This is a genomic window from Cognatundibacterium luofuense (assembly GCF_018139685.1).
GTDB classification, from domain to species: Bacteria; Pseudomonadota; Gammaproteobacteria; order Burkholderiales; family Burkholderiaceae_D; genus Undibacterium; species Undibacterium luofuense.
Window position 1 is genome coordinate 220,669 of record NZ_JAGSPN010000005.1, and the last position, 15,203, is coordinate 235,871.

13 protein-coding genes are annotated in these 15,203 nt (G+C 54.6%); 6 read left to right on the forward strand and 7 right to left on the reverse strand.

The window, feature by feature from the left end; all coding sequences use genetic code 11:
- Positions 1 to 205: 205 nt before the first annotated feature.
- From KDM89_RS22865 to KDM89_RS09165, 5 genes are all read right to left on the reverse strand, one after another.
- Positions 206 to 1,945, reverse strand: coding sequence for a methyl-accepting chemotaxis protein (locus KDM89_RS22865; protein WP_212687637.1), 1,740 nt, complete (start codon positions 1,943 to 1,945; stop codon positions 206 to 208).
- Between the two features lie 155 nt (positions 1,946 to 2,100).
- Positions 2,101 to 2,514, reverse strand: coding sequence for a type 2 periplasmic-binding domain-containing protein (locus tag KDM89_RS09150; protein ID WP_212687638.1), 414 nt, complete (start codon positions 2,512 to 2,514; stop codon positions 2,101 to 2,103).
- Between the two features lie 10 nt (positions 2,515 to 2,524).
- A complete protein-coding gene (locus KDM89_RS09155) occupies positions 2,525 to 3,715 on the reverse strand; it encodes a porin (RefSeq protein ID WP_212687639.1) in 1,191 nt (396 codons plus the stop codon).
- Positions 3,716 to 4,043: 328 nt separating this feature from the next.
- Positions 4,044 to 5,444 (reverse strand): metallophosphoesterase family protein, encoded by a 1,401-nt coding sequence (locus KDM89_RS09160; RefSeq protein ID WP_212687640.1) that lies wholly within the window; start codon positions 5,442 to 5,444, stop codon positions 4,044 to 4,046.
- 20 nt (positions 5,445 to 5,464) lie between these two features.
- The gene (locus KDM89_RS09165) at positions 5,465 to 6,646 is read right to left on the reverse strand and encodes a serine hydrolase domain-containing protein (protein WP_212687641.1); all 1,182 of its coding nucleotides are present in this window, start codon (positions 6,644 to 6,646) and stop codon (positions 5,465 to 5,467) included.
- Between the two features lie 73 nt (positions 6,647 to 6,719).
- Between KDM89_RS09165 and KDM89_RS09170 the strand changes: the two genes are divergently transcribed.
- From KDM89_RS09170 to KDM89_RS09190, 5 genes are all read left to right on the forward strand, one after another.
- Entirely contained in the window at positions 6,720 to 7,985 is a 1,266-nt protein-coding gene (locus KDM89_RS09170) for a glycerate kinase type-2 family protein (protein WP_212687642.1), read from the forward strand.
- 169 nt (positions 7,986 to 8,154) lie between these two features.
- The gene (locus tag KDM89_RS09175) at positions 8,155 to 9,702 is read left to right on the forward strand and encodes an ABC transporter ATP-binding protein (RefSeq protein ID WP_329604642.1); all 1,548 of its coding nucleotides are present in this window, start codon (positions 8,155 to 8,157) and stop codon (positions 9,700 to 9,702) included.
- Entirely contained in the window at positions 9,695 to 10,759 is a 1,065-nt protein-coding gene (locus KDM89_RS09180; RefSeq protein ID WP_212687643.1) for an ABC transporter permease, read from the forward strand. The genes KDM89_RS09175 and KDM89_RS09180 overlap by 8 nt, the downstream gene beginning before the upstream one ends.
- Position 10,760: 1 nt before the next feature.
- The gene (locus tag KDM89_RS09185; RefSeq protein WP_212687644.1) at positions 10,761 to 11,672 is read left to right on the forward strand and encodes an ABC transporter permease; all 912 of its coding nucleotides are present in this window, start codon (positions 10,761 to 10,763) and stop codon (positions 11,670 to 11,672) included.
- Between the two features lie 49 nt (positions 11,673 to 11,721).
- A complete protein-coding gene (locus tag KDM89_RS09190; protein ID WP_212687645.1) occupies positions 11,722 to 12,852 on the forward strand; it encodes a BMP family ABC transporter substrate-binding protein in 1,131 nt (376 codons plus the stop codon).
- Between the two features lie 364 nt (positions 12,853 to 13,216).
- On the opposite strand, the gene KDM89_RS09195 is transcribed toward KDM89_RS09190, so the two are convergent.
- The gene (locus KDM89_RS09195; protein WP_212687646.1) at positions 13,217 to 14,143 is read right to left on the reverse strand and encodes a LysR family transcriptional regulator; all 927 of its coding nucleotides are present in this window, start codon (positions 14,141 to 14,143) and stop codon (positions 13,217 to 13,219) included.
- On the reverse strand, positions 14,140 to 14,922 hold the full coding sequence (locus KDM89_RS09200) for a class II glutamine amidotransferase (protein ID WP_212687647.1): 783 nt from the start codon (positions 14,920 to 14,922) through the stop codon (positions 14,140 to 14,142). The genes KDM89_RS09195 and KDM89_RS09200 overlap by 4 nt, the downstream gene beginning before the upstream one ends.
- A gap of 149 nt (positions 14,923 to 15,071) precedes the next feature.
- Between KDM89_RS09200 and KDM89_RS22725 the strand changes: the two genes are divergently transcribed.
- Positions 15,072 to 15,203, forward strand: a complete 132-nt coding sequence (locus tag KDM89_RS22725) for a hypothetical protein (protein ID WP_268977858.1) — start codon at positions 15,072 to 15,074, stop codon at positions 15,201 to 15,203.

The following is a 15,203-nucleotide window of genomic DNA, read 5'->3' on the forward strand; positions in this document are numbered from 1 at the left end:
TGATGACGATATTTGCACAGTACCGGTATCAAACGACGAATTACTCAAGTGCTGAACTGCAGGAAAAACTGCCATTGTCTGTGACCGCATCAGGCAAAAAAAAACGGGCAACCAGAGATTGCCCGCCTGAATACAGCGCCGTCTGCTGCGGCACTGCGATGACCGGCAGACAATGCGTCAGCCACGCATGCTGCCGTCAACCGAATCAGAATTCTTCCCAGTCACCTTCATCACTACCTTTTGGCGCCTGCGCTTTCGGTGCCGGACGGCTGGCTGGCTGCGCTTTCGGCAGAGAACGTACCGCAGCGACGGGCTTTTTCACCGGTGCTTTGACAGCCTGTCTGGTCACCGGCTTTGCGACGTCCGCACTGAAACTTGCCTGCGCAGGTACTTCATTCGCACTGACACGGAATACGCTGACCAGATCATTCAGTTTCTCTGCCTGCTCCTGCAATGAGCCGGCAGCGGCAGCCGCTTCTTCCACCAGCGCCGCATTCTGCTGCGTCAGGGTATCCATCTCGGTGACTGCATCATTGATCTGTGAAATACCGGCACTTTGTTCCAGGCCAGCTGCGGTAATTTCGCTGATGATGTCGCTGACGCGCTTCACGCTGTCCACCACTTCACTCATGGTGGAACCGGCCTGATCCACCAGACGCGAACCCTGCTCAACTTTATCAACCGAGTTATTAATCAGTTCTTTAATCTCTTTCGCTGCGCTGGCAGAACGCTGCGCCAGACTTCGGACTTCGGATGCCACCACCGCAAAACCACGGCCCTGCTCACCGGCACGGGCAGCTTCCACGGCAGCATTCAGCGCCAGAATATTGGTCTGGAAAGCGATGCCGTCGATGACTGAAATAATGTCGACAATTTTCTTGGAGGATTCATTAATCGAACCCATCGTGCTGACCACTTCAGATACCACATTGCCACCGCGCTGTGCCACTTCGGACGCGGAATTAGCGAGCTGGTTAGCCTGGCGGGCATTATCGGCATTGTGCTGAATAGTGGACGTGATTTCTTCCATCGAAGAAGCGGTTTCTTCGAGTGAACCGGCCTGGGTTTCTGTGCGGCTGGACAATTCCATATTGCCGTCTGCAATTTCTTTCGATGCATGGCGGATTTCACTGGTACCGGTACGGACTTCGCTGACAATCCGCACCAGACTCTCATTCATTTTGCGCAGGGCTTCCAGCAGCATGCCGGTTTCATCGTGGCTGTGAACTTCAATCCGGCTGGTCAGATCACCGGTTGCCACCGTTTCAGCCACTTTGACCGCGTATTCCAGCGGACGCGAAACCATGCGCGCAATGAAAAACGCCAGCCCGAATCCAATCGCCACAGCGGCAATCAGTGCAATGGAAACCAGCCATTTCGCCGTTTCATAACGTTTGGCTGCCTGTTCATACGCAGCTTTACCACCGTCTGCATTGGTATCGACCAGTTTATCGACCACATCGCGCAGCGAAGAATTCAGTTTGGAAGATTCGCCACGCAGCAGTTGCACAGCTTCATCTTTCTGACCAGCTTTAGCCATCGCCGTCATTTTTTCGGATAGCGCGAAATAAGCTAAGGCTTCTTTGCGATACACATCAAACGTACGACGCTCTTCATTAGAAGAAATCAGTTTTTCATAAGCAGCCTGATTTTCAATCAGACCATCTATCGCTTCTTTTGAGCGCTTTGCATATTTTTCAATATCTTCCGGCGTATCCGCAAACGCCATTTGCGCTTCCTGCGCACGCAGACGCGATACCCGCTCTTTGATACCCATCGCTGCTTTCACACTGGGCATCCAGTTAGTCCCTAACTCGACAGAAGCTTCATTGACCTTAGAAAGTTGCGTGATGGAAAATATTCCGACAAACAAAGTGAGCAAAAGCACTACGGTAAAACCCGTAATGAGTTTTGCAGATATCTTCATGTCAATAAAAAATTTCATATTATCCTCGGCTGATGGTGTCAGGAATTTCGGTAAAATTTATACAAGCTTCCCCCTGACAGTCACTATAGGACTGCACGCCGGAAAAAACAGATCAGAAATGAAACAGATGTTTAAATATGAGGGCTTTCGCCCTCATATTTGTTCAGGCAGGATCAGTGAAGGGTCGTGATAACTTTGACAGTGGAATCCACCGCAGATTTGTCGATATAACCAATTGCATTCGGGGTGGATGCAACGGCTTTTTTAATCTCTGCCGCAGAACTGTACTCTTTTGGTGCAGTAGCTTTACCGGTGAAAACCAGCTTAGACCAGAGTGCTTTCACCTCGGCCTGATCTTTATCGCACACTTTTTTGTAAAACTCAGCGCGGATCGGTGAACTTTCCGGCAAATCCACCGGTACAAACATCTGCGATTTTCCGAGGAAAAATTGCGATGCCTGTGTTGGTGTCATGGCTGTTGCCGGATTCGCCGGATTCACGATAATCACAATTTCCGCAGCCTGCACCGCAGCAGAGGCAGACAGTAAGCCAGCTGCCATCAACATAGTTTGAATTACACGTTTCATACGCTTCTCCTCAGAATACAAAATCGATACCGACTGCCAACACATTGACCGGCCCTGCAAAACCCGGTTTAGGATTGACAAACGTACCGGCTCCGTCTTTCGGAGAAATACGGTCATACTGAACTTTCAGCGCAGCGGCTTTGTGGAAGTCCCAGCGCAGACCAATGCTGTTACTGCTTTGTACAGGTGCATTCGATGCATACGCATTCGCACCGGCCACCAGTGCTGCCAGCGGGCCAGTGGTTGGTAAACCTGCCATGGTGCGGCCGCTATCCTGTTTGATATCGGAATGCATGTAATACGGTGTGAAATTACTCCACTTATAACCAACCAGTGTGTACCACGATGTTGTATCCGGCAGGCTGCGGGCATCAGAACGGCGCACACCGTATTCTGCCTGACCAGTCCAGCCTTTCCAGTTCACGCCCAGTCCCAGCGATGTAAATGACGCTTTTGTATCTTTGATCGTCAGCGCATTCGCAGCATCCTGAAAACCGAATTTAGTCAGACCACCAACCACCGCATTCAGCGATGCCGAATCATCCACCGAGAATTTGGTGCGGATATGACCGAAGCGCACAGTGAACGGGCCATTGTCGTACACCAGATTCAAACCCATCAGGTCTTTGAATTTTGCGGTGTAGGAATTGCCCGTACCTTTGGTTTCAGTACGGCCATAAGCGAACTGCGCGGACAGGCTGCCATCGCCCAGATCCATCTGATAAATCGCATCAGCACCTTCGACATAAGTCAGCGGAACCTGACTGTACATTTCCACCGGCGGACGAATGAATGTGCTGGAGTAACCCACGTTCTGATAATCAGAAATCATGTAGACCGGAATACCCATGCGGCCAACACGCACACTCAGGTTATCCGATGCTTTCATCTTCGCAAATGCCCATGTCAGCTCTGCGCCGAATTCGTCAGTAATATGCTTGCTGACCAGACCCTGACCGGTGAACGATAACCAGTCGTTGGCTTTGTAAGAAACCTGCAGGCCGAGGTTGGAATCAACGCCTGTATTGAAAGAATCGCGGGCACCGTTCAACTGCGCCTGACGCGCAAATTCTGCATCACTGGTATTCGTGCGTGTCATTGCGGCGGTACCGAAACCGGTCAGCGTAAAATTGCTTTCCTGCGCGGAAGCCATCGCAGAGATCGCCAGACCAAGAACAACAACAACTGGTTTTAATTTCATGGTATCTCCTTTTAAAGTATTACCATTTTAATTGCGGGAAAGTTTCCTTAAAGCATAAATTCCTTCAGGAAACAAAATTCTACAAATGCTGTTGCGCTGCCGAATCCCTTTGCCACCGGCATCCAGTGGTATCTGAGGCGCAGGAATCACGGTTTCCGCAGGGAGGAAACTGATTCTTTCAAGTTATGTCAGGGAGAACATGAATTCCAGAGTGTTTACTCAAAACAATGGAAAGCGTTGCGCAGGATGCACAAAAGGCTATGCGGATTTCGTCTCAATAAAAAACGGAGCACGCGGCTCCGTTTTTTGAAACGACGGTGAAACTGAATTAAGAAGCGGTACAGCGTGTGACATCACGACGGATTTCACAGCGTGTCAGCACCTGTCCTTTGCGCGTCCATGCCGTCGCCAGCCAGAAATCACTCTGACGTTCCAGCACCATGTAACCAACCTCATTTGAATTGCTGAAAAAATCCACTTCAGCGCCCGGCATCGGCGTTTTTCCCTGAATTGCCGCCGCCGTCAGCGGAACATCCAGCGAAGAACCGCCGTTACCGGAAATGAATTGCGCTGCCTGACCGGTTTTGTAAGTCACTGCCTGAAACAAATGCACATGACCGGCAATCGTGGTTTGCACCTGCGCCGGGAATAATTTGTCCTGATGCAGGGTTTTCAATCCATCCTGCAAAGGCACGATGCCCGGAAACACAGTCAGATCGCCACTCTTACTGCGTTCAACCGCAAATCCCAGCAGAGGATGATGCTGTACAAAGAAATTCCACGGTGCGCGGGTGGATAAGGCAGTGGCATGCTGTAACTGACCGGTATAACGGCGGAAAACCGGGTCCTGCGCAGGCAATGCTTTGTAGCCGACCTTAGAAGAATCAAAAATAATCAGTTGCGTCTGCATAGCACCCGGCAATCCCAGCGGCACTGCATACGGATCGCTGTAATCACCCAGCGTATCGTTTTGTTCCTGATTGCAATCACGTCCGCCCTGCACTGCACGCGGGTCCATAAAGCGCCACCAGCCCTGACCGGCACGCACACAGGTTTCATGGTTACCACGCACCATTACCCACGGCGCCGCTTTCAGCAACGCTGTGGCAGGGTCAAAGAAGTCCGCTTTCCAGGTATCCCAGCCATAACCCCACGGACTGCCGCCACATTCTTTATTGCCGTCCGGGCAGGCATTTTCGCGGTAGTGGTAATCACCGACATGCAGAACCAGATCCGGTTTTTGTGCAGCCGCCGATTCCACCATTTCGCGGAACGCCCATTTCTCGCTGTCGTTACAGGACTGGAAGTAGTTATCGGCCGTTTTCATGCGGCATCCGGTATCGCCGATCACCACAATCTTTTTGATTTCCGGTTCCGGTAACGGTAATGTGCGCCCTGCCAGAGTTGCACTGCGCGCGCCCACCGGCAGTGTCGCATCACAGGTCAGCACAGGAAATGCAGAAGGTTTGGAATCTTCAGGTTTGCTGGCCGTTTTCCGCTGCGCAATCGTTTCCGCAGGCATGCGCACTTGCATCGCGAGCGAGCGGCCATCCACCTCCAGCGCGGGACACACTGCATCTGTGGTGATGGCGCGCGCCACCGGCACGCCGTTTTCACCGAGCAAGACAAATGCAGACTGTAATCCCTGCGGTGCAGTCGGCTGAGTGCCGGTGGTGGCACATCCGGCCAGTGCCAGCGTCACTGCGCTGATCATCATATTTTTTTGCATTTTCTCTCCCGGTCAGCGCCTCAGCGCTGTATGCCTGCGCCGCGATAAGCGAGGCGTTTAAAATCAAATGAAAACGGATGCCAGAAACTCATCAGCCGCTGTGTCATCAGCACACCGGCCAGATTGTGGCGCGGCGAAATCCACCAGTGCGTACCGGCGATACCACCCCATTCAAATTCATCCCGCGAACCCGGCGGATCACTTTCGGTCGGATACAAAGTCACCGCACCACCGAGACCGAAACCTTTGTTCGGTACATCACCGACACCGGGGAAACTGATGCCCTGCCCGGCTGGTAAATGATTCTGCATCATCAGTGTAATGCTTTCCGGTTTCAGCACAGTTTCACCGCCGGATAAAAAACTGCGCATCAGCGCCAGCATGTCGTGCATGCTGGAAACAAGTCCGCCACCACCGGACAAACGCGCTACCGGCTGCAAGAATGCGCCCGGATACGGTGACTTATCCAGTCTGCGCAAACCGCGCTGCAGAATATTCTGCGGATCGCTGCCGCCGTAATACGCCGCCAGCCGGTCGTGTTTGGCTTCCGGCACAAAAAATCCGGTGTCATCCATCCCGAGCGGATTAAAAATATTCAGCTGAAGATACTGATCAAAGCGTTTGCCGCTGACCACTTCCACCAGCCGCGCTAACACGTCGGTCGCAATCGAATACTGCCAGGATTGTCCCGGATGAAAACTCAGCGGCAAAGGCTGGAGCAAATTCATCATATCTTCCAGCGTGGTAAACGCATTCAGAATACGGACTTCGTTATACGCCTTGTACAGCAGACTACCGTGGTCCAGCAAACCGTAGCTAAGGCCGGACGTATGGTTCAGTAACTGGCGTACCGTAATGGCAGACTGCGCAGGTTCTGTATCATCCAGCGAGGTCGCACCGGGGCGCAGTACACGGCGATTGCGCAATTGCGGCAGCCAGTAATCGGCCGGATCATCCAGCGCCAGCTTGCCTTGTTCAATCAGCTGCATCACTGCCATCGAGGTAATCAGTTTGGTATTCGAATAAATACGGAACAAATGATCATCGCGCAGCGCGATCTGATGTTCACGGTCTGCCCAGCCATTGCAATGCAGATGTACCAGTTCCTGACCATGCAGGACAGCAGTCGATACGCCGGCAATAATCTGGCGGTCGACATACTTTTGCATTGCTGAATTTACTTCACCAAAGTCGTATTGCATTTCGATTATGATGTTTGCAGCGCACTGCGCCGCTCATGCGTAGAAAAGTCCACATCTTACCTGAACTGCGATCATGTCAATTCAACAGCCTGCCGTGTTTTTACAGTCTTTATTTCAGCACGCGGTCGACAGCGTCAGCGCTGCACGCTGCCTGCCTGCTGCCTTACCTGCACCACCGGCAGGACGCACTGTGGTGATCGGCGCCGGAAAAGCCGCAGCGGCGATGGCGCAAGTGGTGGAGCAGCACTGGCAGGGAGAACTCAGCGGCGTGGTTGTCACCCGCTACGGGCACGGTGCAGCATGCGAGCGCATACGGGTGGTGGAAGCTGCGCATCCGGTGCCGGATGCGGCCGGCGAACAAGCGGCGCAGGACATTCTGTCCGCCGTCAGCGGTCTGAGCGCCGATGATCTGGTGCTGTGTCTGATTTCCGGCGGCGGTTCTGCATTACTGGCGCTGCCTGCGCCGGGCATACAGTTGCAGGATAAACAGCAGATCAACCGCGCATTGCTGCGCAGCGGTGCCACCATTCATGAAATGAATTGCGTACGCAAACATTTATCCGCGATCAAAGGCGGACGACTGGCGCTGGCCTGCGCACCGGCAAAGGTGGTCACGCTGCTGATCTCGGATGTGCCCGGTGATGATCCCGACATCATCGCCAGCGGCCCGACCTTACCCGATGCCACCAGCTGCGCGGATGCGCTGGCGATACTCGGTAAATATGCAATCACCGTAGCGCCGCATGTGCGGGAACACCTGGAATCCGGTCGCGGTGAAACCCCGTGGCCGGATGATGTCCGTTTCGCCGGACATCAGACCCGCATCGTTGCCACGGCCGCAATGGCGCTGGAGGCAGCTGCAGCATTTGCAAAAGCTGCCGGTATTCCGGCGCATATCCTGTCGGATGGCATTGAAGGCGAAGCGCGTGACATTGGCAAGATGCATGGCGCACTGGCACTTGAAGTCGCCCGTAAAGGGCAACCATTCACTGCGCCCTGCCTGATATTGTCCGGCGGCGAAACCACGGTCACGGTACGCGGCAATGGCCGTGGCGGACGCAATGCAGAATTTTTGCTGAGCTTTGCACACACCGTTCAGGGCAATCCGCGCATCTGGGCGCTGGCTTGCGATACCGATGGCATCGATGGTTCAGAAGACAATGCCGGTGCGGTTTGCGGTCCGGATACGCTGGCACAAGCCGCTGACGCCGGACTGTCCGCGCGTGTCATGCTTGATAACAATGATGCTTATCATTTTTTTCAGAGTGTGAACGCTTTGATCACAACCGGCCCGACCCGTACCAATGTGAACGATTTTCGGGCGATTCTGGTTTTGTGAACTGACTGTTCGGTCGTTTATAATGCCGGACAAATATTCAACATACCCGTTTCATGATGAAGCACAAAGCGTCACCTCCGCTTGCCGGAGATGCTGACGCTTTTCGTCCGGTAACGCCGGATTGCATCGTGCAGGCATGCTGTGCCTGGCTCCCGCCTGAAAGGATAAAGTGACACCACACGCTGTACCGCCGCGACTGGAACTCGCCGGCATTTGTAAATCCTATCCTGCCGTGATTGCGAATGATCACGTCAGCCTGACTGTTGCGCCCGGCGAAATCCATGCGGTACTGGGCGAAAACGGTGCGGGCAAATCCACACTGATGAAAATCATCTTCGGCGCGGTCAAACCGGATGCCGGTCAGATGCGCTGGAATGGTGAAGAAGTGCGTATCAGTTCGCCGCAAATGGCACGCCAGCTCGGCGTAGCCATGGTGTTCCAGCACTTTTCCCTGTTCGACACGCTGACCGTCACCGAGAACATCGCGCTGGGTCTGCATGGCGATACCGACCTGCAGGAGCTGGCGCGGCAAATCCGTGAAACCGGTGCGACCTACGGGCTGGAACTGGAACCGGAACGCCATGTGCATACCTTATCGGTCGGTGAACGTCAGCGCGTGGAAATCGTGCGCGCCCTGCTGACCAAACCGCAATTGCTGATTCTGGATGAACCAACTTCGGTGCTGACACCTCAGGCCGTGCAAAAACTGTTTGTGACGCTGCGCCAGATTGCGGCAGAAGGCTGCAGCATTTTATACATCAGCCATAAGCTGGATGAAATCCGCGAACTCTGCCATTCCGCCACTGTGATGCGTGCCGGCAAAGTCACCGGCCATTGCGATCCGCGTCAGGAAACTGCTGCCAGTCTGTCACGCTTAATGACCGGCGCAGAAACCCTGCCGCAGGCGCGCCCTGCAACTGCGGCACCGGGTGAAGTGCGGCTGGCGGTAAAGGCACTCAGCCTGCCACGCTCGCACGCATTCGGCACCTCGCTGGAACAAGTATCGCTGCAAGTGCGCAGCGGTGAAATTGTCGGGATTGCCGGTGTGTCCGGTAATGGTCAGCAGGAATTGCTGGCAGCGCTGTCCGGTGAAGACCGGCGTGCCGCCGCAGAAATGCTGCAGTTATGCGGTCAGAACGTTGGCCAGCGCGGCCCGGATGCGCGTCGTGCGCTGGGGCAGAGTTTCGTACCGGAAGAACGTCTGGGACGCGGCGCCGTGCCGGAAATGTCGCTGACCGACAATATGCTGCTGTCACATCATCAGCCGCCGTTTGTACAGCGCGGCTTAATCCGCGCGGCCGCAACAGTGGCCGCTGCCAGCGCGATTCTGCAGCGCTTCAAAGTCAAAGCGCCGGGTCCGCAGGCACTGGCCCGCAGTTTATCCGGCGGTAATTTGCAGAAATTTATTCTGGGCCGCGAAATCACGCGCCAGCCAAAAGTGCTGGTGGTGGCACAGCCAACCTGGGGAGTGGATGTCGGCGCAGCTGCGCAGATTCATGAAGAAATCCGTCAGTTACGCGATCAGGGTTGCGCGGTGCTGGTGATTTCCGAAGAACTGGATGAGTTATTTACCCTGTGTGACCGTTTGTATGTGATTGCCAAGGGGCGTATGTCGCCACCGGTCAGCACGGCGGATGTCACACGTGAACAGATAGGATTGTGGATGAGTGGTTTGTGGCAGCAGGATCAGGCGCAGAACGGAGGACAGCATGTTTAAACTGGAACCGCGTTCCGGCTCGTCCCGCCTGATGGCTTACACCTCGCCGGTGCTGGCGGTATTGCTGACGCTGCTGGGCGGCGCTTTGTTATTCGCGCTGCTCGGTAAAAATCCGCTCACCGGTCTGGAAGTTTTCGTCGTGGAACCGCTGCGCAACTGGCGTTCGGTATCGGAGCTGTTACTGAAAACCACGCCACTGGTCTTGTGTGCGCTCGGGCTGTCCGTCTGTTACCGCGCCAATGTCTGGAATATCGGCGCTGAAGGCCAGCTGATTTGCGGCGGCTTAAGCGCAGGCAGCGTGATTCTGTTGCTTGATCAGGGCACGCTGTATTCGCCGCTGATGGTGCTGACGCTGGCTAGTCTGACCGGTATTGCCGGTGGTGCTGCATGGGCTGGCATCACAGCATGGCTGCGTGACAAATACCATGCCAACGAAATTCTGGTGTCGCTGATGCTGACCTACATCGCGCAATTGCTGCTGATGTATGCGGTGAATGGCCCGCTGAAAGATCCGAACGGCATGAACTTCCCGCAATCTAAAGTATTTTCTTCAGAATACTTATTGCCGCATCTGTTCAGCGGCAGCCGTCTGCATCTGGGCTTCATTGTCATGCTGCTGGCTTGCGGTGCGATGAGCGTATTCCTGTTCCGCAGCTTTGCCGGTTACCGCCTGACCGTCGGCGGTCTGGCGCCGCTGGCAGCACGTTACGCCGGTTTTTCCAGCCGCCGCGCTTTGTGGATGTCTTTACTGATTTCCGGTGGCTTTGCCGGTCTGGCCGGTGCATTTGAAGTCGCGGGACCAATCGGGCAAGTATTACCGTCGATCTCGCCGGGCTATGGCTTCGCCGCAATTATCGTGGCCTTTATCGGTCGTCTGAGTCCGTTCGGCACGCTGCTGGGCGGGCTGGTACTGTCTTTGTTTTATCTGGGTGGTGAAATGGCACAATCGCGTCTGGGTCTGCCATCGGCAATCACCGGCCTGTTTCAGGGCATGCTGTTATTCATGCTGCTGGCCTGTGACACCCTGATTCACTATCGCTTACGCTGGAAGAAATAATATGGAAAATCTGGCTGCTCTGATGGCTGCTTCCATCAACTCAGGCACACCGCTGCTGATTGCAGCGCTGGGTCTGCTGATTAACGAACGCGCCGGCGTGCTGAATCTGGGTGCGGAGGGCATGATGCTGGTCGCAGCGATTGCCGGTTTCGCCACAACGTATGAAACCCACAGCATGACGCTGGGCTTTGCAGCCGGTGCAGCGGCGGGCATGGTGATGGCGGCTCTGTTTGCTTTTTTTGCGCTGGTACTGGCGACCAATCAGGTTGCCACCGGTCTGGCTTTATCGATTGCCGGCGGCGGTTTATCGGCATTTGCCGGACAAAAATATGTCGGCATGTCGCTGCCTGCCACGGCACACGGCATTCCGGGTTTGCGTGATTTACCGTGGATAGGCAAGGCGCTGTTTGATCATCACTGGATGGTATATCTGAGCCTGCTGATCTGCGCGGCGCTGGTCTGGTTTTTATACCGCAGCCGCGCCGGTCTGATTCTGCGTGCGGTTGGTGAATCGCCGGAATCTGCGCACGCGCTCGGCTATCCGGTCTTGCGTATCCGTTTCTTTGCACTATTGTTCAGCGGTGCGCTGTGTGGTCTGGCCGGTGCGTATCTGGCCATGATTTACACGCCAATGTGGGTCGAGGGTCTGGTGGCCGGTCGTGGCTGGATTGCGCTGGCACTGACCACGTTTTCCACATGGCGTCCGGCACGGGTTTTGCTGGGTGCATTACTGTTCGGCAGCGTCACGATTCTGCAATTCCATTTTCAGGCAGTCGGCATTGCCGTGCCTTCGCAGATTTTATCGATGCTGCCTTATGCGGCAACGGTGCTGGTACTGGTACTGATTTCGCGCAATCCGGACTGGATACGGCTGAATATGCCCGCTTCGCTGGGCAAACCGTTCCGCCCTTAAATTTTCTTATTTTAATATTTAGTTAATCACAATTCACTGGAGAATACAGATGATGATGTCCCGTCGCAAATCTCTGCTGGCAGCCGTATCGTTCGCGGTACTGGGTCTGGCTGCCTGCGGTAAAAAAGAAGAAGCTGCCAGCGCACCTTCCGTTCCTGTTTCTGCGGCCACACCGGAAGCCCTGAAAGTGGCTTTCGTCTACGTTGGCCCGGTTGGCGATGCCGGCTGGACTTACGCGCATGATGCAGCCCGCAAACAAGTCGAAGCGCAATTCGGCGATAAAGTGAAAACTACCTTCGTGGAAAGCGTACCGGAAAGCGCTGCCGATGCAGAGCGCGTCTTCCGCGATCTGGCAGGTCAGGGTAATAAACTGATTTTCGGCACCACCTTCGGTTACATGGAAGCAATGCTGAAAGTTGCGAAAGATTTTCCGGATGTGAAATTCGAACACGCGACCGGTTTCAAAACCGCAGACAATCTGGCGCAATACGATGTGCGTACCTATGAAGGTGCATATCTGGCCGGTGTGGCTGCTGGCAAAATGAGCCAGTCCGGCAAACTGGGCGTGGTTGCTTCCGTACCGATTCCTGAAGTGCTGCGTAACATCAACGCTTTCACACTGGGCGCACGCTCTGTGAATCCGAATGCGACGACCCGCGTGGTCTGGGTCAACAAATGGTTTGATCCGGGTAAAGAACGCGAAGCAGCAACCACCCTGATCGGTCAGGGCGTGGATGTGCTGATGCAAAACACTGACTCGGCTGCTGTGGTGCAGACTGCGGAAGAAAAAGGCGTACTGGCCTTCGGCTGGGACAGCGATATGAGCAAATTCGGCCCGAAAGCCCACGTTGCCGCGTCCAGCATCGACTGGAATGTGTACTACGGCAAACGTGTTGCCGCCGTGCTGGAGAACAAATGGCAGACCGGCAGCACCTGGTGGGGTCTGAAAGAAGGCATGATCGATCTGAAACACTACAATGCGACGCTGCCGGAAGATGTGAAAAAACTGCTGGAAGAGCGTCGTCAGGGCGTGATCGACGGCAGCCGTCCGATCTGGAAAGGTCCGCTGAAAGACAATACCGGTAAGGAAGTGCTGGGCAAAGATGTCGTCGCGGATGACAAATTCCTGCACGCAATCAAGTTCTACGTAGAAGGCGTGGACGGCAAAGTACCGGGTTAATCCCTTTCTTTGTCGCTGCCAGAGCGAAGTCAAAACGCTGCATTCCGGACACACCGGACTGCAGCGTTTTTTTATCATTCTAACCTGAAAAACCGTAGCAATTGTGCAGAACTCCGCATCAGGCAATTCCGGAGAGCCGGACTTTCTGCCGACGACCGCCGGATCGCTATGCAGGACTCCGCATTTGGGGCATTTTCAGGCAGTTTCAGGTGCTTTTCACCCGTTACGGACAGGTCCGAACAGCGCCGAGGCTGGCGTCAGTGCCGTGATTGCTTTGCAGACAGGGGAAAACATCCTGCAACAACAGTGCAGGATGCAAGGAAACGTATTTAAAGAAATACAGGAAGAAAGAAGCGCTGAAGAATCAGCTGAACACTTCGCCAGCCGCTTCCGCAATCACACGGCGCAGCCATTGCACTTCCTGCGCCGCATGGACACGTTCATGCCACAGCATGAAGAAGCGCATTTTCGGGATTTCCACCGGCGCAGGCAACACCGCAATCGGCCAGTCTTTGGCGCATTGCTGCGCAAAGCTGCGGCTGGTGGTGAACAGCAAGTCGGTTTTGGCCAGCACATACGGCACCATACCGAAATACGGCAGCGTCATCTGAATGCGACGCTTATGACCCATTTCCGCCAGCGTGCTGTCGATGATGCTGCGATGTCCCGCCATGTAAGGTGTCGGTGCCAGATGCGCCATCTCAAGATAATATTTCAGAGACAAACCTTTGCTGACCACCGGATGATTGCGGTTCACCATGCACACCACTTCATCTTCAAACAATTGCGCGATATGCAGATGCGGTGGCAAATCCGGCCAGTTACCGATCACACAGTCGAGTTCACCGTTTTCCAGCGCCGCTGCGTAATCGAAGCCGGCGTTCAGCGCATGAATCACCAGCCCTGCCTGCGGCGCCACTTCACGGATTTTGCCGATCACCAGCGGCAACAGCTGCACCGATAAATAATCCGGCGCACCGAGATGAAACACGCGCTGCGTATGCGCCGGGACAAAATCCGGCGCCGGACTGGCGATGCTTTCCATCAGCTTCAGCGCCTGCTGCGCCAGTTGCAGCAATTCCTGACCGCGATCGGTCGGCGTCATACCATTGCGGCCACGTACCAGAATCGCATCGCCGGTAATCTCGCGCAGACGCTTGAGCATATTGCTGATCGCCGGTTGCGATTGCCCCAGCTTTAAGGCAGTGCGCGTCACGCTGCGTTCGGTCAGCAGGGTGTACAACACCCGCAGCAAATTGGTATCGAGCTGATCCATTAAACGGTTGCTCATTGCCACTGCTCCGGCATCAGTACATCTCCTTTGACAAATACTTTAAATTCCCCGCTGCCAAACTGCGTCCAGCATTCATTCGTGGTCAACGGCTCAGTCACGATCACCGCAACTTTATCGCTGGGCGTGGTGACTTCAGAAAAATCGACCCGTAATTCCTGATCGGATAAATTCGCGACCGGAAACGGATGCTGGCGCACCACGTAATGCAGCTTGGTCGAACAATGCGTGAACAGCGCTTCACCGTTCGATAACATCATATTGAAGGTACCGTGCGCCGCAATGTCGCGGCATTTTTCCTGCAGAAAACGTGCGACCTGCCCTGTCGTCGGCGGCTGATCACCGAACTCGGCACGCATGCTTTGCAACAGATAACAAAACGCGCGTTCGCTGTCGGTGCTGCCGACTGGCAAAAACTGACCGTTCAGCACCGGATTAAATTCTTTCAGATCACCGTTATGCGCAAACACCCAGTATTGCCCCCAGCATTCACGCACGAACGGATGACAGTTTTCCAGATTGACTTCACCCTGCGTCGCTTTACGGATATGCGCAATCACGTTTTCCGATTTAATCGGATAGCGCTTGATCAGTTCTGCCACCGGCGAACTGACGGCGGGCAGATGGTCAACAAACAGCCGCGCCCCGCGCCCTTCAAAAAACGCAATGCCCCAGCCGTCTTTATGCTCATCGGTCAGCCCGCCACGGGTCGCAAAGCCGGTAAAGCTGAAGACAATATCCGTCGGCGTATTGCAATTCATTCCTAGTAATTGACACATGATGCAGAGTTTAAATAGTCATACGGGTCACATTAACATAAGCAGGCTGCGTATTGCGCTGTGTGCCCGCGCGGAATATGCAAATCCCTGCATTGCAATGCGGTTTGCTTATTATCTTGGCAAGCACCTGAAACAAACGAGGAGAAAACATGGCGTTACAGCGCCGCTTCAATGATTCGGTACTGAAAGGGATTCCGGAGCTGGCGGAGATTGCCGCCGGATCAGAAACAGCAAGCCACCGCTGCCAGCATGCAGCAATTCTGAACAGCGGCGCGTACTGA

Bases quoted from the DNA above. Each gene is read 5' to 3' on its own strand.
- KDM89_RS09155 (WP_212687639.1), bottom strand. From the start codon at position 3,715: ATGAAATTAAAACCAGTTGTTGTTGTTCTTGGTCTGGCGATCTCTGCG.
- KDM89_RS09165 (WP_212687641.1), bottom strand. From the start codon at position 6,646: ATGCAATACGACTTTGGTGAAGTAAATTCAGCAATGCAAAAGTATGTC.
- KDM89_RS09200 (WP_212687647.1), bottom strand. From the start codon at position 14,922: ATGTGTCAATTACTAGGAATGAATTGCAATACGCCGACGGATATTGTC.
- KDM89_RS09190 (WP_212687645.1), top strand. From the start codon at position 11,722: ATGATGATGTCCCGTCGCAAATCTCTGCTGGCAGCCGTATCGTTCGCG.
- KDM89_RS09160 (WP_212687640.1), bottom strand. From the start codon at position 5,444: ATGCAAAAAAATATGATGATCAGCGCAGTGACGCTGGCACTGGCCGGA.
- KDM89_RS22725 (WP_268977858.1), top strand. From the start codon at position 15,072: ATGGCGTTACAGCGCCGCTTCAATGATTCGGTACTGAAAGGGATTCCG.
- KDM89_RS09195 (WP_212687646.1), bottom strand. From the start codon at position 14,143: ATGAGCAACCGTTTAATGGATCAGCTCGATACCAATTTGCTGCGGGTG.
- KDM89_RS09185 (WP_212687644.1), top strand. From the start codon at position 10,761: ATGGAAAATCTGGCTGCTCTGATGGCTGCTTCCATCAACTCAGGCACA.
- KDM89_RS09170 (WP_212687642.1), top strand. From the start codon at position 6,720: ATGTCAATTCAACAGCCTGCCGTGTTTTTACAGTCTTTATTTCAGCAC.
- KDM89_RS09180 (WP_212687643.1), top strand. From the start codon at position 9,695: ATGTTTAAACTGGAACCGCGTTCCGGCTCGTCCCGCCTGATGGCTTAC.
- KDM89_RS22865 (WP_212687637.1), bottom strand. From the start codon at position 1,945: ATGAAATTTTTTATTGACATGAAGATATCTGCAAAACTCATTACGGGT.
- KDM89_RS09150 (WP_212687638.1), bottom strand. From the start codon at position 2,514: ATGAAACGTGTAATTCAAACTATGTTGATGGCAGCTGGCTTACTGTCT.